Genomic DNA, 17,779 nt, shown 5'->3' with positions numbered 1-17,779 from the left:
AGCAAACTGTGGCCATAATGATGGTTATACAATGCAATGGTATGCAGACCAGGTAAAGAAAACAAAAGAAAAGATAATTAACAAACGAGATAAAAAGATACTCGGAATGAAGGCATTAAATATAAATGGTTTAACTGTTTTATTTGATGAATAGAGGTAGAAGAAATGGCGTATAGTGATAAAGTATTAGAACATTATGAGAACCCTCGTAATGTCGGTAAATTAGATAAAGATAGTCCTAATGTAGGTCATGGTATGGTAGGGGCACCTGCTTGTGGTGATGTATTGTCTTTAATGATAGAAGTGGACGATAACGATAAAATTATTGACGCTAAGTTTAAGACTTATGGATGTGGTTCAGCAATTGCTTCGTCAAGTGAACTCGTAGATATGCTGCTAGGTAAGACTTTAGAAGAAGCTAAAGAAATAAAAAATAAAGATATTGCTGATGCTCTAGATCTTCCTCCTATAAAGCTGCACTGCTCGGTATTAGCTGAAGAAAGTATTCATCAGGCAGTAAAGGATTACGAGTCTAAACTTTAACTTCCATTAGATTAAAAAATGTCTTCTAGTAAGCCGTTATCTTTTGATCCTAATTCATTCTCTTTAACGGATGAGGCTGTTCTTCATTTTCAAAAAAAACTTATAGATCAAGAAGATGCTATAGGAGTTAGATTCTCTGTAAAAGAGAATGATGGTTGCTCAGGTTATAGTTATGAAATGGATTATGTTAAAAAAGCGCAAGATGGAGAAGACTTTGTCTTGGATTGTAGTTCTTTTAAGGTCTTCGTAGACAATAATTCTTTTAAATATCTAATGGGCACAAAGGTTGATTTCTTAATTGAGGGAGTTAATCAAGGTATTATCTTCAATAATCCCAATGTGACAGCAGTTTGTGGTTGCGGTGAAAGCTTTGATATTTCTTAGTTCATTTCGATAAATATACATAAATGACCAAGGTTAGAATATTACCTCATAAAGAGGCATGCCCTAATGGTATGGAGTTAGAAGTTAAAGATGGAGACAGTCTATGTGAAGCATTGCTTAAAAGTGATGTACCCATAGAGCATGCTTGTGAACTCTCTTGCGCCTGTACAACTTGCCATGTAATAGTTCGTAAGGGATTTCATTCTTTAGAAGAGGCATCTGACAAGGAAGAAGACATGCTAGATAAAGCTTGGGGATTAGAACCAAATTCAAGATTAAGTTGTCAACTAATTGTAAAGGATGAAGAGCTTGAGATTGAACTTCCTAAATATACTATTAATATGGTTTCAGAAACAAACTAGAAAGATATGATTTGGACTGATATTCATGATATTGCAATTTCATTATCAGAGATTTATGAGGATGTTGACCCAAGATATATACTTTTTACAGACCTCATGCAAAAAGTACTTGAACTTGAAGACTTTGATGATGATCCAAGTCGTGTAAATGAGCAGATACTAGAAGCTATCCAAGCAGCTTGGATAGAAGAACTTGATTAACTCTTTTCTTATATTAAGTATAATGCCGCGCTATTAATAAAATAAGAGAATTAATATGTCAATACAGAAAACACTTTCAATCATTAAACCTGACGCGATATCAAAAGGCTATAGGGATGATATTTGTAAGAGAATTGAATCTAATGGACTAAATATAATAGAAAAGAAAGAAATTCTTTTAACTCAAGAACAAGCTGAAGGTTTTTATGCTGAGCACAAAGAAAGATCTTTTTTTGTTGATTTAATTAAATTTATGACTTCTGGTCCTGTGCAGGTGCAGATCCTAGAAGGAGAAGAAGCAATCTCAAATTATAGAGAACTTATGGGGAATACTAATCCTAAAGAAGCAGCAATAGGCTCAATTAGGGCTGAATTTGCTGACTCTATTGATGCAAATGCTGTCCATGGCTCTGATTCAGAAGTTTCAGCTGCTAGGGAAGTTGAATATTTTTTTCCTAATTCATAGATCTTTTAAAGCTTAACTAATTCTATGAGTGAAGGTCTTGAAAATTCTGAATCAAGCCTTTTAAGAGTAGAGAGAGAGAAACAGAACCTCAAAATTAAGGATTTGTCTAAAGAGTTAAAAATATCTGTTTCATTTTTAGAAGCCTTAGAGTCTAGAGAATATGATAGTTTACCAGGCCCAACTTACGTAAAAGGCTATCTAAGAGCGTACTGTAAAAAATTGGATCTTGATCCAGATAAGATCTTAAAATCTTACAATAATTATTTATTTTCAAAAAATATCTCGGAAAAAAAAGACGAGAATTTATCAAAAAAAGATATATTTTATAATTTAAAAAAATACAAATATTGGCTTTTTCTTTCTTTTCTTTTCATATTGTTAGCTATCTCTAACTTATTTAAATCAATGAATTTTAAAGAAAATAAGGTGGAGCAGATAGACATTGTAATCACAGATCAAGAAAAGGATATCAATACTGGCATCATATCTAAGGAGAAAACATTGATGTATGCACAGGATGAAGGATTAATTTCTTTGCAAGAAGAAGATCTTAATATTGGTGAATTTATAAGTTTAGTAGATAAATTATCAATGAACTTTATTGGCGAAAGTTGGGTAGAGGTGTCAGATGGAAATAAATCTATAGAATATAGCTTAAAAGAGAAAGGGTCTTCGCTTAATATAGAAGTAGAGCTCCCGGTAAGAGTTTTAATCGGTAATGTTAATAACGTTGATTTGTTTTTTAATGAAGAAAAAGTTGATTTAATGAAATCTTACAATAAGACAACTAATGTTGCTTGTATTGTATTACCTTCAGGAACATGTAATGAATTCACCATTTCAAGATAAGAGAAGAAAAACTAAAAAGATCATGGTAGGAAATGTGCCTGTGGGAGGAGATGCACCTATAACTGTCCAAAGCATGACAAATACCAAGACGCCTGATGTTGATTCAACCGTGCATCAAATTAAAAGATTGGAGAAGGTTGGTGCAGATATTATTAGAGTTTCAGTGCCAGATGAAGAATCTTTAGAAGGTTTTAGAGCCATCAAAAAACAAGTTTTAATTCCTTTGGTTGCAGACATTCATTTTGATTATAGCTTGGCAATTAAGTCAATTAAAGCTGGAGCAGATTGTATTAGAATTAATCCAGGAAATATCGGTAATAAGAGCAAGGTCAAGGAAATTATTTCTTGTGCTAAGGATAATAGTATTCCTTTAAGAATTGGTGTTAACGCAGGCTCATTAGAGAAGAAGCTGCAAAAGAAATATGGAGAGCCTAATCCAGACGCTTTAGTAGAGTCAGCTATGAATCATGTGGATATCCTGTCCTCCTTGAATTTTGACGATTTTAAATTAAGTATTAAAGCGTCAGATGTTTATATGACTATAGAAAGTTATAAAAAAATATCTAACTTGATAGATCAACCCCTTCATCTTGGAATAACAGAAGCAGGCGGGTTTAGGTCAGGCACTGTTAAATCATCAGTTGGTATCGGCTCATTATTAATGGAAGGTATTGGGGACACAATAAGAATTTCTTTAGCTTCTGAACCGGAAAATGAGATTAAGGTAGGATTTGATATTTTAAAAAGCTTAAGATTAAGGTCAAAGGGGATAAATTTTATTGCTTGTCCGAGCTGTTCTAGAATGAATTTTGATGTTATTGGTACAATGAATCAATTAGAAAGTAGACTTGAAGACATTCAAGAAAGTCTAGATGTGGCAGTTATAGGTTGTTATGTTAATGGGCCGGGAGAATCTAAGCATGTTTCAATTGGCGTTACTGGAGCTTCACCCAAGAATTTAATTTATATAGATGGGAAACCTGATCACAAAATAGATAGTGAGTCTTTGGTTGATCACTTCGAAAGACTAATAAGAAGAAAGATCAAAGAGCCCTCCAACAAAAAAACTGATGAGGTTATTATTAAATCAATAAAATAATTAACTATGATCAAAACTAAAACTATAAGGGGCATGCAAGATATTATTCCAGCTGAAATACAATCTTGGCAATTAATAGAAAATCAAATAAGAAATGTATTTAGTTCTTATGGGTATGAAGAAATTAGATTCCCATTATTAGAATTTACTGAATTATTTGATCGCTCTATAGGAGCACAAACTGATATTGTTTCGAAAGAAATGTATACTTTTTTGGATAGAGGAGGAGACAGCATTTCATTGAGGCCTGAGGGTACAGCAGGCTGTTTAAGGGCTTGTCTTGAAAATGATCTTATTAGAACAGATAGCCCTAGACTTTGGTATATGGGGCCAATGTTTCGACATGAAAGACCCCAAAAGGGAAGATTTCGACAATTTCATCAAGCTAGTGTTGAAGCTTATGGAATGAAGACGCCCAATATTGATGCTGAAGTAATTATGCTCTCAGCTAGACTCTGGAGGGCAATAGGGATAAACGATGGTATAAAGCTTGAAATAAATAGTCTAGGTAATGAAACTTCGAGAAAGAAATATACTTTCGAATTAAAAAGTTATTTAGATAATTTTAAATCAGATTTCAATAAAGAAATTATAACAAGAATTGAAAAAAACCCACTTAGAATTTTAGATTCAAAGTCTTCAGAAATTCAAGATATTCTTAAAGATGCTCCAAAAATATATGACTTTTTGGATTCGCAAAGTAAAAATTACTTAAGCGAAGTTTTAAATTTACTTGAAGATAGTGGTATAAAATTTGAATTGAACTCAAATTTAGTTAGAGGCTTAGATTATTATAATGATACTGTTTTTGAATGGAAAACTAATCTATTAGGATCCCAAGATTCTATTTGTGGAGGTGGAAGATATGATGGATTGGTTCAAAAAATAAGTGGAAAGGAATCTTTTGGAGTAGGTTTTTCCATAGGACTAGAAAGAGTTATACTTTTATTAGATCAAATGGATAACCAATCTACTGATAAATTTAACCAATTGGATGCATATTTTATCTGCATAGGAGATAATAGTTTTTCTGTTGCTCAAAAATTAACTGAAGAAATACGAGATTCTCTTCCTTCGTTAAAGATTAAGCTTCACTTTGGACCTGAAAAATTAGCTACGCAATTAAAGAGAGCGGATAAGGAGGGATCAAGGTTGGCATTAATACTGGGAGATAATGAACTACAGAAAAAAAAGGTTTCCATTAAAGATCTTAGAAATCAAAAAGAACAAAAAGAAGTTTCTTTTGTAAATCTAGTAAAAGAAATTAAAACTTATATAAATTAGTTATGTCTAATAATTTTTCAGAAGACGAGCAGTTAGAAAAAGCAAGAGAATGGTGGGATAAGTATAAATATCTCTTATTGACTATTTTAGTATTATTTTCAATCGGGATTCTAAGTTGGGATTATTTCAAAAATTCTTCCTTAAAAACCTCTATCAACGCTTCAAATGACTTTGAAAAATTTACTGGTTCATACATTGAAGGAGAATTGCCTTCGGATGAGATGATAGATGAGGCTCTAAGGATAAAAAATCAATATTTATCTTCTGGCTATGCAGACCTTTTAGCCCTTTATTTAGCAAAATACTATGTTGCTAAAGAAGACACTATTAGTGCTGAGAAAGAACTGAGATGGGTTCTGAACAGGGCTTCTGATACATGGTTCTCTGAAGAGAAGCCTCTTGCAGAGATATCTAGAATAAGATTGATTAAGCTATTATTAGAAGATAGGCCTCAAGAAGCAATTGACTTAGCAGAAAGTGCATCGATTATGTCTGCAGAATTATTCGAATTAAAAGGCGATGCCTTAATTAAATTAGGAGACTTAGAGGGCGCTAAAATAAATTATTTAGAGGCATTAAATCTATACCAAAGCCAACTTTTACGGAATATAATTTCTATGAAAATAGCTGATCTAAAAGATGAGAAATGAGAAATTTTAATCCCAAATTTCTTTTATTTTCTGTACTAATTATTTTGATCTCCGGATGTGCAAACTTTTCTAGTCTTTCTGGGCTTAAATTTTGGGGCGATGATGAAGAAGAGATAGAACTTCCTGCTGAATTACAGGAATTTAATAACAAGACTAAAGTTACAATCCTTTGGAAGAAGAAGATAGGTCCAGAAATAGGATTTGGTTCTAATATACCAGTCATTACTAATGATTTTATTTATTTTGCTTCTAGTGAGGGAGAAATTGTATCCTTATCTTCAACTACAGGAAAAGAAATATGGGTTAAAAAAACTCGTGATTATATTTCTGCCTCCACTGGATTTGGTTACAAGAAAATTTTCATTGGAACCTTAGATGGAGAAATTGTGGCTTTTAACTCTAAGGATGGGATTCAGTTATGGAGAACTCAATTAACAAGCGAAATTCTATCTCCTCCTGTTACAGATGGTTCTATAGTGATAGCTCAAACTTCTGATGGAAAAGTTACAGCTCTTGATTTTAAAAGTGGTGCAATTGATTGGGTTTACTCCTCTAAAGTTCCAAATCTAAGTCTAAGAGGAACTTCTACTCCGCTAATAGCAGGAGGTCAAGTAATAGCTACTTTTGCAAATGGTAAAGCAGTTATGATTTCTTCAGACTCAGGTTCGGTTAGATGGGAATTGCCGCTTTCAATTAACGAAGGTAAGTCAGAACTTGAAAGAATAGTTGATATAGATGGGCAGGCTGTCATAGATGGAAAGTTCTATGTGGCTGCAAGTTACCAAGGAAATATTACTTCTATAGATTTAACAAATGGTAGGCCTGTATGGCAAGAAAAGTTTTCAACCACAAAAGATTTAACTAATGTAAGGTCTAGAATAGTTGGTATAAACGCCAAAGATATAATTGAAGGTTTCGGTTTATCTACAGGAATAACTCTTTGGCAACAAGCTGGATTAAAATTAAGAGGATTAACGTCGCCCGTTAACTTGCAGAGTAATATTATTGTAGGAGATTCAGAAGGATATATTCATATTCTTGATTCGAAGAATGGAGATTTGATAGGTAGAAAGAAGATCTCTGGTAAGGCAATAGATCATATAGTAACTTTTTCCAATTCTATCCTTGCAACTGATAAATCGGGCTTATTAATATCACTATCAGTGAATTAATTTATTATAATCATACAAATCCATTTCGAGGTTTTGCATGTCATCAATAGTTGCCCTTATTGGCAGACCAAATGTTGGTAAATCAACAATCTTTAATCTTTTAACTAGATCTAACTCATCGGTAGTTGCTGATTATCCTGGATTAACAAGAGATAGAAAGTATGGCAAATTAAGAGATTCGTCGATTGTTTTGATTGATACAGGGGGTATAGGCGCTACTGGAAATTTAAGTCAACAGATTTTAGAGCAAACTGAATTTGCTATAGATGAAGCAGATACTTTTCTTTTAATTTTAGATGCTAAAGAAGGCCTACAACCTTTGGATACTGAAATTTCTAATAAACTAAGAAAGGCTAATAAAAAAATAATTCCGGTTGTAAATAAAATAGATTCAGTCTCTGATAATTCTGAAGTTAATGAATTTTCCATCTTAGGCTACGATGAAGTTCTATATATTTCAGCAGCACATAATAGAGGTATAGGAGATTTAGGCGATATTCTGAGGGAGTCAGATATATCTGAAGACGAAGACATAGGATCTAAAAATATGACAGTCACTATTATTGGGAGGCCAAATGTAGGTAAGTCAACTTTATTAAATAAATTATTAGGAAAGGAAAGGGCGGTAGTTTCATCTGAAGCAGGCACAACAAGAGATTCTATAGAAGATGAATTTGTATATAGAGGTAAAAAAATTTCCATAGTAGATACAGCAGGGATGAGACGAAAAAGGTCAATTCAAGAGTTTAATGAAAAGTCTTTTGTTAGAAAATCGATTTCTGCAATTAGAAATTCTCATTTAGCAATTTTATTAATTGATGGCTCTGAAAATATTGTAGATCAAGATATTACTTTAATAAGTCTGACATTAGCTATGGGAAAATCTGTAATTTTAGGTATTAATAAGGTTGATATCTTGAAAGCTGAGGATAAGAAGGATCTGGAAATTCAGATAGAAAGAAAACTTAGATTTTCTCCTTATATAAGGCGTGTTTTTATTTCAGCCAAAGAAGGAAAGGGGATAGGTAAACTCTTAAAAGTTTCCCTCGAGACTTATAAGGCAGCTAATCAAGATTTAGATACTTCTGAGATGAATTCACTATTAAGACTAGCTATAGAAAACCAGCCTCCAACTATGTCAGGTAGATTTAGACCTAAGTTGAAGTATGCCCATTTGGGAGGTAAAAACCCTTTAACTATAATTATTCATGGCAATAATACTTCTTTACTTCAAGCCTCTTACATTAAATATTTAGAGAATTTTTTTAGGGCACATCTTGATTTATCTGGAAGTCCATTATCTATCAGGATGAAAGATAGTGATAACCCTTTTAAAGATAAGAAGAATTTGCTGACCGAGAGGCAAAAGAAAAAACGTAGGCGCATTATTAAAAAAAGAAGTAAATAAAATTGAATACTTCAATAAGATATTTCTTTTTTCTGTTAGTCTTTGCATCTTCTCAGGTCTTTACTTCTTCTAGTGTAAAAGAAAATATGAAAAATACTGCTCCAAATCCAGAAAAGATCCCTTTTGTAATGCAAGCTCATGGCGTTGAAAGGATAGATAACTATCATTGGATGAGGGATGATTCTAGAAAAAGTAAGAAAATTATTAGTCATTTGAAGAAAGAAAATGTATACACAGAGAAGTGGTTTAAATCTGATCTTGATTCTAGAAAAGAATTATTTGATGAAATTGTTTCAAGGGTTCCAAGAAAGGAAGATTCGGTGCCAATTAGGATGGGCTCTTTTGAGTACTTCAGGAGATATAAGCCCGAAAAGGAACATCCAATATATGTAAGAAGAAAATCTAAGAATAGCAAGGAGAATGTAATTTTAGATGTAAATGAACTTGCATCAGGATCTGAGTTTTATCAAATAGCAAACTGGAGTATTGCACCTTCTGAAAATATTATTGCCTATGCTCAAGATGTGTCGGGCAGGAGAGAGTATGAAATATTTTTTCGTGACATTGATTCGCAAAAAGAATCTGAGATATCTCTAAAAAATACATCTGGAGATATGGCGTGGTCTGCAGATGGAAATTTCTTTTTTTATGTCCTTAGGCATCCAGAAACTTTATTACCTTATAGGTTGTACAGGCACTCTATTGGAGAAAATCAAAATCTGGATGAACTAGTCTACGAGGAGAGAGACGATACTTTTTATTTGTCGGTAGGAAACTCTAGATCAAAGAAATATATAGAATTAGATATAAGTAGTTCTAATAGTTCAGAGGTTAGGTTAATGGAGGCTGATAAGCCTCTATCAAAGCTTTTAGTAGTTTTACCAAGAGAAGATGATCATATTTACTCTATTGAAGATGATGGAGATAGATTTGTTATATTGACTAACTGGAAGGCAAAGAATTTTAGGATCATGGAGTCAAAAATTAGTGCAGTACATAAGAAAAATAAATGGAAAGAGTTAATCAAGCATAACAAAGATCAACTAATACAATCATTTTTAACTTTTCCTTCTAATTTGGTGATTAAAAGAAGAGTAAAAGGTCTTAGCCAGATATTAATTTTCGATCCTCAAGCAAAAAATCAAAAGACACTAAAGTTCAATGATCCGTCTTATAGTTTATATTTATCTGCTAATCCAGAATATGAGACAAGTAAGTTAAATATTGGATATAGCAGTCTAAGAGTACCAGATAGCATATATTCAGTTTCTTTGAAAACGGCGAGAAAAGTCCTTTTGAAAGAGGCTGAAGTAAAGGGTAATTTCGAAAAAAATAATTATCTTGTTAAGAGATTAAATATAAAAGTTCGCGATGGAACCTATGTTCCCGTGTCATTAGTGTATAGAAAAGATAAGTTTGTAAAAGGTGTGAATCCATTATTCATTTATGGTTATGGGTCCTATGGCCACTCAATTGATGCAAGCTTTAGTTCAACTCGACTTTCTTTACTAGATAGGGGATTTGTATATGCCATTTCACATGTTAGAGGTGGACAAGAGCTTGGAAGGGCATGGTATGAAGATGGTAAAATGTTCAAGAAGAAAAATACTTTCTATGATTTTATTGATACCACAAAAGAACTAATAGATTTAGGTTTTGGTTCTCCAAATAAAGTTTATGCAGGAGGAGGAAGCGCTGGTGGTTTATTAATGGGTGCCGTTATAAATATGGAACCAGAACTTTTTAAAGGCATAATTTCTAATGTTCCTTTTGTTGATGTAATAACCACTATGTCTGATCCTTCTATCCCTCTTACAACTGGAGAGTACGAAGAGTGGGGAAATCCAGAAAATAAAGATGAGTTTAATTATATGCTTAGTTACTCTCCTTATGACAATATCAAAGCATTATTTTATCCAGCTATATTCGTGACAGCCGGATTTTGGGACTCCCAAGTTCAGTATTTTGAGCCAGCAAAATATGTAGCCAAACTAAGAGATTATTCTACATCTTTGAACCCCATTATTATGAAAATGAATCTAAAGGCAGGTCATAGCGGGGTTAGTGGAAGATTTGCTAGTCTCAATGAAGTAGCAATGGAATATGCATTTCTATTGAGACTGGATAAAGAGAGTGAGTAATATAATTTCTCAAAGTCACAAAAACTCAGATAGAATTATCTGGGTTCTTATGATGGCTATTGTTTTTATAAGCATGGGCCAGTCAGTATATTGGCAAATCATGCCTATCCTGGGAAGGGAATTTGGATTTACTGAAACTCAAATAACATCAATCATCTCCACTTCTTCTTTAGTTTTTTTGGTGTTAACTCCTTCTTGGGGAAGATTGAGCGATAGAGTAGGAAGAAAAAAAGTTTTATTATTGGGTTTGATTGGGTATGTTATTACTACATTGTTGTTTTCATTTATTGTCTACCAAGGCCTTACTAAGACTTTTTCTTTTATTTTTATTTTCTCGTTAATTTTATTTGTAAGGATCTTGAATTCTTCTTTGGTAGCTGGTCAGCGCCCTGCTACTGGAGCTTATATCGCAGATATAACTTCAGAAGAAGAAAGGTCTGCAGGGATGGGTAAGTTTGGAGCAGCAAATAATTTAGGAACTATTTTAGGTCCCGTTCTGGTTGGAACTTTAGTAGGTTTTAGTTTTTTTAGTTCAGACACGCCATCATTAAGTTTACTGACTCCTATTCTAATAATGACTCTCATTACATTATTAATATTTATTGTAGTATTTATTTATTTACCTGAATCTGAATTGAAGGCAATAGATCTAGCTGGACAAGAAGATTTCAGTAAAGTACTAGATAAGAACTTAAGATTACTGATGGTAATTGGTACGCTTGTTTTTATCTCTTTTGCAATTATTCAATCAGTCACTGCTTTTTATCTTCAAGATAGATTTAACTTTGATTTCTATCAGACGGCCTCTTATTCTGCTGCATCACTTGGTTCTATGGCAGCGGCTTCTATCTTAGTACAACTAACTTTTGTTCAAAAATACATTGGACCATCGATTAATTTGTTGAAGTATTCATTACCTTTTTTTGCTGCAGGATCATTATTAATAGTTTTTTCACCTAATTTTTTGATTATCGTTTTTGGGATGTCGTCAATAGGTATTGCAATGGGTCTTGCTTCACCAGGGTATACAGCAACAGCTTCTTTGAATTCGAGTTCTAAAAATCAAGGCGCTGCTGTAGGCTTAGCCATGGTTGCTCCTGGACTTGGCTTTACTATAGGGCCTTTAAGTGGTGGTTTTTTATACGAAATTTCTAGAGACCTGCCATTTATGATGATTCTACCTATTTTAATCTTAATTTTCTTACTTTTACCAAGTTTAAATCTCGATAAATAGTCATTGCATTAACCTTTACTCAATCTATAATTAACTCCTCGTCGCGCCTAAGACCTAAAATAATTCAAAATTAATACAGTGATTGAAAAAGATACTAGACCTGTAAATTTAGATTTAACTACAATGCATTTGCCTATAAGTGGTGTTGTATCAATATTACATAGGATATGTGGAGTAGCTATCTTTTTTGGTTTTTTATCTTTTGTTTGGATTTTAGATCGTTCATTAAGCTCTAAATCAAGTTTTCAATCTCTACTTGTCCAACTTGAAACACCATTTTTAAAAGTTTTTATGATACTTATGGTGTCAGCTTTTCTCTATCATCTCCTGGCTGGCATAAAGCATCTATTAGCAGATTTTTTTGGAATAGGAGAAACTCTTCGATCTTCCCAAATACTAAGTTGGGTAACTCTTTTTTTATTTATGTGCTCTCTTTTATTATCCATAGTATTTTTATGGTAGACATGAAAGGAATATTAGGTTCAGGAACTAGAGACTATATATGGATTAGAATTTCAGCAATTATTCTTGCAGCTTATTTTCTGGTTGTAAGCTCAATTCTTATTTTGAATTCTCCTATTAGTTTTGATTTTTGGAATCAATTATATAATTCCTTCTGGATGAAAATATTTACTTCCCTTAGCACTATGGCTTTTTCTATTCATGCATGGTTAGGTACTTGGGTAGTCGGCACTGATTACTTGACTCCGCGCATGTTAGGATCATTTTCAAGATATATTTATGGAGGTTATAGATTAATTTGTGCTCTAATTATTTTAATAATCCTGATTTGGTCACTTTTTATTATTTGGTAAACAATTATGTTAGTAAACGAAACTATTACGGCTAAAGATCTTCCAGTTAAAGATTTTGATGGGATTATTATTGGAGGAGGGGGTGCGGGTATGCGAGCCTCCTTGCAGCTTGCTCAATCTGGCCTTAATACTGCCGTCTTATCTAAGGTTTTTCCTACTAGATCTCATACTGTCTCGGCACAAGGAGGCATTACTTGTGCTATAGCCAGTGATGATCCGGATGATGATTGGAGATGGCATATGTTTGATACTGTAAAAGGGTCAGACTATATAGGTGATCAAGAAGCAATTGAATATATGTGTAGCGTTGGCCCAAAGGCAATTTTTGAATTGGAGCATATGGGATTACCATTTTCAAGAACAGAAGAAGGAAGAATTTATCAGCGACCTTTTGGTGGCCAATCTAAAGATTACGGAAAAGGAGGTCAAGCATCTAGGACTTGTGCAGCTGCAGATAGAACCGGTCATTCTTTACTTCATACTTTGTATCAAGCCAATTTAAAAGCGGGAACAAGTTTTTTAAATGAGTGGTTTGTCGTTGATCTTGTTCTAAATGTCAATAAAGATGTGGTCGGAGTTGTTGCTTTTGAGATAGCAAGTGGAGAAATATGTTTTATAAGATCAAAAGCAACAGTTTTAGCTACTGGAGGAGCGGGAAGGATATATGCTTCTACAACAAATGCTTTAATTAATTCTGGAGATGGAATAGGAATGGCTTTAAGAGCAGGCTTGCCAGTACAAGACATTGAAATGTGGCAATTTCATCCTACAGGAATCTATGGAGCAGGTACTTTGGTAACTGAGGGATGCAGAGGGGAAGGCGGTATCTTGATAAATAAAGATGGTGAAAGATTCATGGAAAGATATGCCCCAAACGCAAAAGATCTAGCTGGCAGAGATGTTGTAGCAAGATCTATGGCGCTAGAAATTATAGAAGGAAGAGGTGTGGGACCAAAGGCAGATCATATATATTTAAAGTTAGATCATTTAGGACCTGAAGTGGTGCATAAGAGATTGCCAGGAGTAACTGAACTTTCTAAAACTTTTGCAGGTGTTGACCCTGCAGTCTCCCCTATCCCAGTTGTACCCACTTGTCATTATATGATGGGAGGAATCCCTACAAACTTAAATGGTGAGGTTTTAACAAGGATTAATGGAGAGGATACTCCAGTGAAAGGTCTATATGCAGCTGGTGAGGTAGCTTGTGTCTCGGTTCATGGTGGAAATCGACTAGGTGGTAACTCTTTATTAGATCTAGTTGTATTTGGAAGAGCAGCAGGAATCCATATAGAAAAATCGATGAAACAAGGTATAGAATTAGCTAAACCAAATGCTGATGACATAGAAAAAGCAGCAGAAAGACTTAATAAACTTAATGAATCTTCTCAAGGGAAGCAAGCTAGCGAATTAAAAAAAGAGATGCAGGAAAATATGCAAACGAATTTTGGTGTATTCAGACGAGAAGATCTTATGCAAGTTGGGATAAAAGAAATTGAAAATATGCATGAGGATGTAGATAATATTTTTATGCCAGATAAATCGTCAGAGTTTAATACAGCTAGAATAGAAGCATTAGAGATGCAAAATCTATTCGAAGTTGCAGAAGCAACTGCTATCACAGCAAACGAAAGAAAAGAAAGCAGAGGAGCTCACGCCAGAGATGACTTTCCTGATCGCGATGATGAGAATTGGTTAGCACACTCTATCTATTTTTCTTCAGATAAATCCGTTTCAAAAAGAGAGGTTAATTTTAGACCCAAAACAGTCCAAGCTTTTCAACCAGCAGTAAGGTCTTATTGAGATGAGCTCAACTATACCTCTAGAGTCCATTCCTTTTACGGAATATAAAACAGTCACCTTAAGCGTTTATCGTTATCAAGAAAAAGATGATAGGGATCCTTACATGCAGGAATTAGAAATAGATGTGCCTGCTGAAAAAGATATTATGGTTTTAGATCTTTTACATTTAGCGAAGGAGAAAGAACCTTCACTTGCCTATAGAAGGTCATGTAGAGAAGGAGTGTGTGGTTCAGATGGTATGAATATAAATGGAAAGAATGGATTGGCTTGCGTGACTCCTCTATCAGAAGTTTTAAGAAATAATAAAATAATTTTAAGACCTTTACCTGGCCTTCCTATAATTCGAGATTTGATTGTTGATATGAAGCAATTTTTTGATCAATTAGAAAAAGTAAAGCCATATCTAATTACAGAAACTAATGCTCCAGAACAAGAAAGAACTCAGTCTCCCGAAGAACGTGAAGAGTTAGATGGTTTGTATGAATGTATACTTTGCGGTTGTTGCACGACAGCTTGTCCTTCGTTTTGGTGGAACCCAGATAAATTTTTGGGCCCAGCTGCTTTATTACAATCTTGGAGATTTATAGCTGACACAAGAGATGAAGCTACTGAAGAAAGGTTAGATAATTTAGAGGATGCTTTTAGTGTTTATCGATGTCACGGAATTATGAATTGTACTTCTGTTTGTCCTAAAGGGTTAAATCCTACAAAGGCAATATCAGAAATTAAAAATAAATTGGTACAAAGAAAGAAAAAAGTATAAAAGGAGGAAGTATGTCCGATCACTACGATGTAATTATTGTAGGCTCAGGTCCAGGTGGTTATGTAGCTGCCATAAGATCCGCACAATTAGGACTTAATGTTCTTTGTATTGAGAAATGTGGATCTGAAGAAACAGCAATTTTAGGGGGAACTTGCCTTAATGTGGGATGTATACCTTCGAAAGCTTTGTTAGATAGTTCCTATCATTTTAGAAATGCTTCATCAGATTTTTCAATACATGGTATTGAATTAGAAAATCTAAAGATGAATATTGAATCTATGATGTCTCGGAAAGACAAGATTGTTTCTGGATTGACATCAGGAGTAGCAGGACTCTTTAAGTTAAATAAGGTCAATACCTTAATGGGAGAGGCTATTCTTCAGGATTCAAATAAGGTACTAATTAATCTAAAAGATGGCTCAGTTAAAGAGGTTTTTGGAGATAAAATTATAATAGCAACAGGATCTAAACCAATAGATTTGCCGGGATTGAATATAGATCAAGAAATAATTCTTAATTCTACTGGAGCACTAAGATTAAAGAAAGTACCAGGAAATTTAGGAGTAATTGGCGCAGGAGCAATTGGTCTTGAATTAGGAAGTGTATGGTCAAGATTAGGCTCTAATGTAGTTATACTGGAAGCTTTAGAAGAGTTTCTTCCTATGGCTGATACCCAGATAGCTTCCGAAGCAAAAAAAATATTAGAAGGTCAAGGTTTAGAAATATTATTAGGCTCTAAGGTAGAGACTGCCATTATAGAGAATAATAAAGTAAACCTTTCTTATGTAAATGCTAATGAAAAAAAATCTATTATTTTAGATAATTTAATAGTTGCTGTAGGTAGAAAACCTTCTTCTGAAAAAGTCTTAGGACCAGATTTAGGATTGGAAATTGACGAAAGAGGATTTATTAAAGTTAACGAATTTTGTGAAACTAATCTTAATGGAGTTTATGCTATTGGGGATGTGGTTAGGGGTCCCATGTTAGCTCACAAAGCAAGTGAAGAAGGTGTTATGGTAGCTGAAATTCTTGCAGGAGATGGAGGGGAAATCAATTATGGAAGAATACCTTCAGTTATTTATACTCATCCGGAAATAGCTTGGGTGGGATTAACTTCTCAAGAAGCAGAAGCTAGTGGGATTGATATAAGTTCAGGCGTTTTTCCCTTTCAGGCAAGTGGAAGAGCTCTGGCAGCAGATGAGACTCAAGGATTTGTTAAAGTTATTACCGATAAAAAAGATGATTCAATACTAGGCGTTCATGTTATTGGTCCTTCGGCTGCTGATATTGTCCAGCAAGGACTCATTTCAATGGAGTTTGACTCTACAGCCGAAGATCTGGGTTTGGTAATGTTTAGCCATCCTACTTTTTCAGAAGCTTTGCATGAGGCAGTATTAGCTTCGAGAGGTAATGCAATTCATATTGGCAATAGGAGGAGATAGCTTTGAATTTACATGAATATCAAGCTAAGGCTCTTTTTAAGGAATTTAATATCCCAGTTACAGAAAGTTATGTAGTTAATACTCCTGAAACAGCTATTGAGTTAGCCAAAGAATTAAATGGGAATAAGTGGGTGGTAAAAGTACAAGTTCATGCTGGAGGTAGAGGTAAAGCAGGAGGTGTGGAAGTAGTAGATTCTTATGAATCTATAGAAAATTTCGTTAATAAATGGATACGTAACAATATAGTTACATTTCAAACAGATGATATTGGCCAGCCAGTAAACCAGATTCTCATTGAATCTTGTTCAGATATAACTGATGAATTATATTTGGGAGCAGTTATTGATAGAGCATCTCAGAGATTAGTTGTAATGGCTTCAAGGGAAGGTGGAATGGATATTGAAGAGATTGCTTCCAAATCTCCAGAAAAAATATTTCAAGTAGCTGTTGATCCAATTGAGGGACCAAAAAGTTCTGATGCAGAAGAATTAGGAAAATCTCTTGATTTAGATTTAAAACAACTAAATCAATTTATAGATTTATATTTAGGTTTGGTAAATCTTTTTATATCAAAAGATTTAGCTTTATTAGAGATCAATCCTTTAGCAATCACTACAGAAGGTAATTTATTATGTGTGGATGCAAAAATTAATGTAGATTCCAATGCGCTTTATAGGCAAGAAGAGATTCTTGCAATGAGAGATATTACACAAGAGGATGAAAGGGAGGCAAAAGCCTCTAAATGGGATTTAAGTTATGTAGCTTTAGAAGGAAATATTGGATGCATGGTGAATGGTGCAGGATTGGCTATGGGTACCATGGATATTATCAAGATTCATGGTGGGTCTCCAGCTAATTTCTTAGATGTAGGCGGAACTGCTGATTCAAAAAGAGTTGCTGAAGCTTTCAAGATTATTTTGTCAGATAATAAAGTGCAATCTGTGCTAATAAATATTTTTGGTGGAATAGTTCGTTGCGATATCATTGCCGAAGGCATTATTTCAGCTGTTGAAGAAGTTGGTGTTGAGATTCCCGTAGTTGTTAGGTTGGAAGGTAATAATGCTAAATTAGGATCAAAACTTTTGAATGATAGTGGTTTAAATATAATAAGTGCTGGAAGCCTAGAAAAGGCTGCAGAATTAGTTGTGAATTCTTCGATATAAATT

Annotated in this window: 19 protein-coding genes; all 19 read left to right on the top strand. The window is 33.9% G+C overall.

What is annotated here, in order from left to right:
- Window positions 1-165: 165 nt before the first annotated feature.
- The 19 genes from iscU (at window position 166) to sucC (ending at window position 17,776) form a co-directional block, all read left to right on the top strand.
- A complete protein-coding gene (gene iscU, locus P8J93_06620; GenBank protein MDG2061469.1) occupies window positions 166-543 on the top strand; it encodes a Fe-S cluster assembly scaffold IscU in 378 nt (125 codons plus the stop codon).
- Window positions 544-561: 18 nt separating this feature from the next.
- Window positions 562-927, top strand: a complete 366-nt coding sequence (locus P8J93_06615) for an iron-sulfur cluster assembly accessory protein (protein MDG2061468.1) — start codon at window positions 562-564, stop codon at window positions 925-927.
- Between the two features lie 23 nt (window positions 928-950).
- Complete coding sequence (gene fdx / locus P8J93_06610) at window positions 951-1,289, top strand: ISC system 2Fe-2S type ferredoxin (GenBank protein ID MDG2061467.1); 339 nt, start codon at window positions 951-953, stop codon at window positions 1,287-1,289.
- A 6-nt stretch (window positions 1,290-1,295) separates the two neighbouring features.
- Complete coding sequence (gene iscX / locus P8J93_06605) at window positions 1,296-1,490, top strand: Fe-S cluster assembly protein IscX (protein MDG2061466.1); 195 nt, start codon at window positions 1,296-1,298, stop codon at window positions 1,488-1,490.
- Window positions 1,491-1,545: 55 nt separating this feature from the next.
- Window positions 1,546-1,956 (top strand): nucleoside-diphosphate kinase, encoded by a 411-nt coding sequence (gene ndk, locus P8J93_06600; GenBank protein MDG2061465.1) that lies wholly within the window; start codon window positions 1,546-1,548, stop codon window positions 1,954-1,956.
- A 24-nt stretch (window positions 1,957-1,980) separates the two neighbouring features.
- On the top strand, window positions 1,981-2,805 hold the full coding sequence (locus P8J93_06595; GenBank protein MDG2061464.1) for a helix-turn-helix domain-containing protein: 825 nt from the start codon (window positions 1,981-1,983) through the stop codon (window positions 2,803-2,805).
- A complete protein-coding gene (ispG, locus tag P8J93_06590; GenBank protein MDG2061463.1) occupies window positions 2,783-3,904 on the top strand; it encodes a flavodoxin-dependent (E)-4-hydroxy-3-methylbut-2-enyl-diphosphate synthase in 1,122 nt (373 codons plus the stop codon). The genes P8J93_06595 and ispG overlap by 23 nt, the downstream gene beginning before the upstream one ends.
- Window positions 3,905-3,910: 6 nt before the next feature.
- Entirely contained in the window at window positions 3,911-5,188 is a 1,278-nt protein-coding gene (gene hisS / locus P8J93_06585) for a histidine--tRNA ligase (protein ID MDG2061462.1), read from the top strand.
- 2 nt (window positions 5,189-5,190) lie between these two features.
- Entirely contained in the window at window positions 5,191-5,838 is a 648-nt protein-coding gene (locus P8J93_06580; GenBank protein ID MDG2061461.1) for a tetratricopeptide repeat protein, read from the top strand.
- On the top strand, window positions 5,835-7,010 hold the full coding sequence (bamB, locus tag P8J93_06575) for an outer membrane protein assembly factor BamB (GenBank protein MDG2061460.1): 1,176 nt from the start codon (window positions 5,835-5,837) through the stop codon (window positions 7,008-7,010). The genes P8J93_06580 and bamB overlap by 4 nt, the downstream gene beginning before the upstream one ends.
- Before the next feature lie 37 nt (window positions 7,011-7,047).
- Window positions 7,048-8,418, top strand: a complete 1,371-nt coding sequence (der, locus tag P8J93_06570; GenBank protein MDG2061459.1) for a ribosome biogenesis GTPase Der — start codon at window positions 7,048-7,050, stop codon at window positions 8,416-8,418.
- Window positions 8,419-8,420: 2 nt separating this feature from the next.
- The gene (locus tag P8J93_06565; GenBank protein ID MDG2061458.1) at window positions 8,421-10,559 is read left to right on the top strand and encodes a S9 family peptidase; all 2,139 of its coding nucleotides are present in this window, start codon (window positions 8,421-8,423) and stop codon (window positions 10,557-10,559) included.
- A complete protein-coding gene (locus P8J93_06560; protein ID MDG2061457.1) occupies window positions 10,552-11,793 on the top strand; it encodes an MFS transporter in 1,242 nt (413 codons plus the stop codon). The genes P8J93_06565 and P8J93_06560 overlap by 8 nt, the downstream gene beginning before the upstream one ends.
- A gap of 78 nt (window positions 11,794-11,871) precedes the next feature.
- Window positions 11,872-12,255 carry a succinate dehydrogenase, cytochrome b556 subunit gene (gene sdhC, locus P8J93_06555; GenBank protein MDG2061456.1) on the top strand — a complete coding sequence of 128 codons (384 nt, stop codon included), beginning with the start codon at window positions 11,872-11,874 and terminating at the stop codon, window positions 12,253-12,255.
- 2 nt (window positions 12,256-12,257) lie between these two features.
- Window positions 12,258-12,608, top strand: coding sequence for a succinate dehydrogenase, hydrophobic membrane anchor protein (sdhD, locus tag P8J93_06550; protein MDG2061455.1), 351 nt, complete (start codon window positions 12,258-12,260; stop codon window positions 12,606-12,608).
- Between the two features lie 6 nt (window positions 12,609-12,614).
- Window positions 12,615-14,408, top strand: coding sequence for a succinate dehydrogenase flavoprotein subunit (gene sdhA / locus P8J93_06545; GenBank protein MDG2061454.1), 1,794 nt, complete (start codon window positions 12,615-12,617; stop codon window positions 14,406-14,408).
- Between the two features lies 1 nt (window position 14,409).
- Window positions 14,410-15,171, top strand: a complete 762-nt coding sequence (locus tag P8J93_06540; protein ID MDG2061453.1) for a succinate dehydrogenase iron-sulfur subunit — start codon at window positions 14,410-14,412, stop codon at window positions 15,169-15,171.
- A gap of 11 nt (window positions 15,172-15,182) precedes the next feature.
- Window positions 15,183-16,613 carry a dihydrolipoyl dehydrogenase gene (lpdA, locus tag P8J93_06535; protein ID MDG2061452.1) on the top strand — a complete coding sequence of 477 codons (1,431 nt, stop codon included), beginning with the start codon at window positions 15,183-15,185 and terminating at the stop codon, window positions 16,611-16,613.
- A gap of 2 nt (window positions 16,614-16,615) precedes the next feature.
- The gene (gene sucC / locus P8J93_06530; GenBank protein ID MDG2061451.1) at window positions 16,616-17,776 is read left to right on the top strand and encodes an ADP-forming succinate--CoA ligase subunit beta; all 1,161 of its coding nucleotides are present in this window, start codon (window positions 16,616-16,618) and stop codon (window positions 17,774-17,776) included.
- Window positions 17,777-17,779 lie beyond the last annotated feature (3 nt).

The sequence above is a fragment of the SAR86 cluster bacterium genome (assembly GCA_029268615.1).
Taxonomy (GTDB): Bacteria; Pseudomonadota; Gammaproteobacteria; order Magnimaribacterales; family Magnimaribacteraceae; genus JAQWNM01.
The sequence above is the reverse complement of the archived record's forward strand: the minus strand, read 5'-3'. Positions and strand labels throughout refer to the sequence as shown.

Bases quoted from the DNA above. Each gene is read 5' to 3' on its own strand.
- iscX (MDG2061466.1), top strand. From the start codon at position 1,296: ATGATTTGGACTGATATTCATGATATTGCAATTTCATTATCAGAGATT.
- bamB (MDG2061460.1), top strand. From the start codon at position 5,835: ATGAGAAATTTTAATCCCAAATTTCTTTTATTTTCTGTACTAATTATT.
- iscU (MDG2061469.1), top strand. From the start codon at position 166: ATGGCGTATAGTGATAAAGTATTAGAACATTATGAGAACCCTCGTAAT.
- sdhD (MDG2061455.1), top strand. From the start codon at position 12,258: ATGAAAGGAATATTAGGTTCAGGAACTAGAGACTATATATGGATTAGA.
- lpdA (MDG2061452.1), top strand. From the start codon at position 15,183: ATGTCCGATCACTACGATGTAATTATTGTAGGCTCAGGTCCAGGTGGT.
- ndk (MDG2061465.1), top strand. From the start codon at position 1,546: ATGTCAATACAGAAAACACTTTCAATCATTAAACCTGACGCGATATCA.
- P8J93_06595 (MDG2061464.1), top strand. From the start codon at position 1,981: ATGAGTGAAGGTCTTGAAAATTCTGAATCAAGCCTTTTAAGAGTAGAG.
- der (MDG2061459.1), top strand. From the start codon at position 7,048: ATGTCATCAATAGTTGCCCTTATTGGCAGACCAAATGTTGGTAAATCA.
- P8J93_06580 (MDG2061461.1), top strand. From the start codon at position 5,191: ATGTCTAATAATTTTTCAGAAGACGAGCAGTTAGAAAAAGCAAGAGAA.
- hisS (MDG2061462.1), top strand. From the start codon at position 3,911: ATGATCAAAACTAAAACTATAAGGGGCATGCAAGATATTATTCCAGCT.
- fdx (MDG2061467.1), top strand. From the start codon at position 951: ATGACCAAGGTTAGAATATTACCTCATAAAGAGGCATGCCCTAATGGT.
- P8J93_06540 (MDG2061453.1), top strand. From the start codon at position 14,410: ATGAGCTCAACTATACCTCTAGAGTCCATTCCTTTTACGGAATATAAA.
- sdhA (MDG2061454.1), top strand. From the start codon at position 12,615: ATGTTAGTAAACGAAACTATTACGGCTAAAGATCTTCCAGTTAAAGAT.
- ispG (MDG2061463.1), top strand. From the start codon at position 2,783: ATGAATTCACCATTTCAAGATAAGAGAAGAAAAACTAAAAAGATCATG.
- P8J93_06615 (MDG2061468.1), top strand. From the start codon at position 562: ATGTCTTCTAGTAAGCCGTTATCTTTTGATCCTAATTCATTCTCTTTA.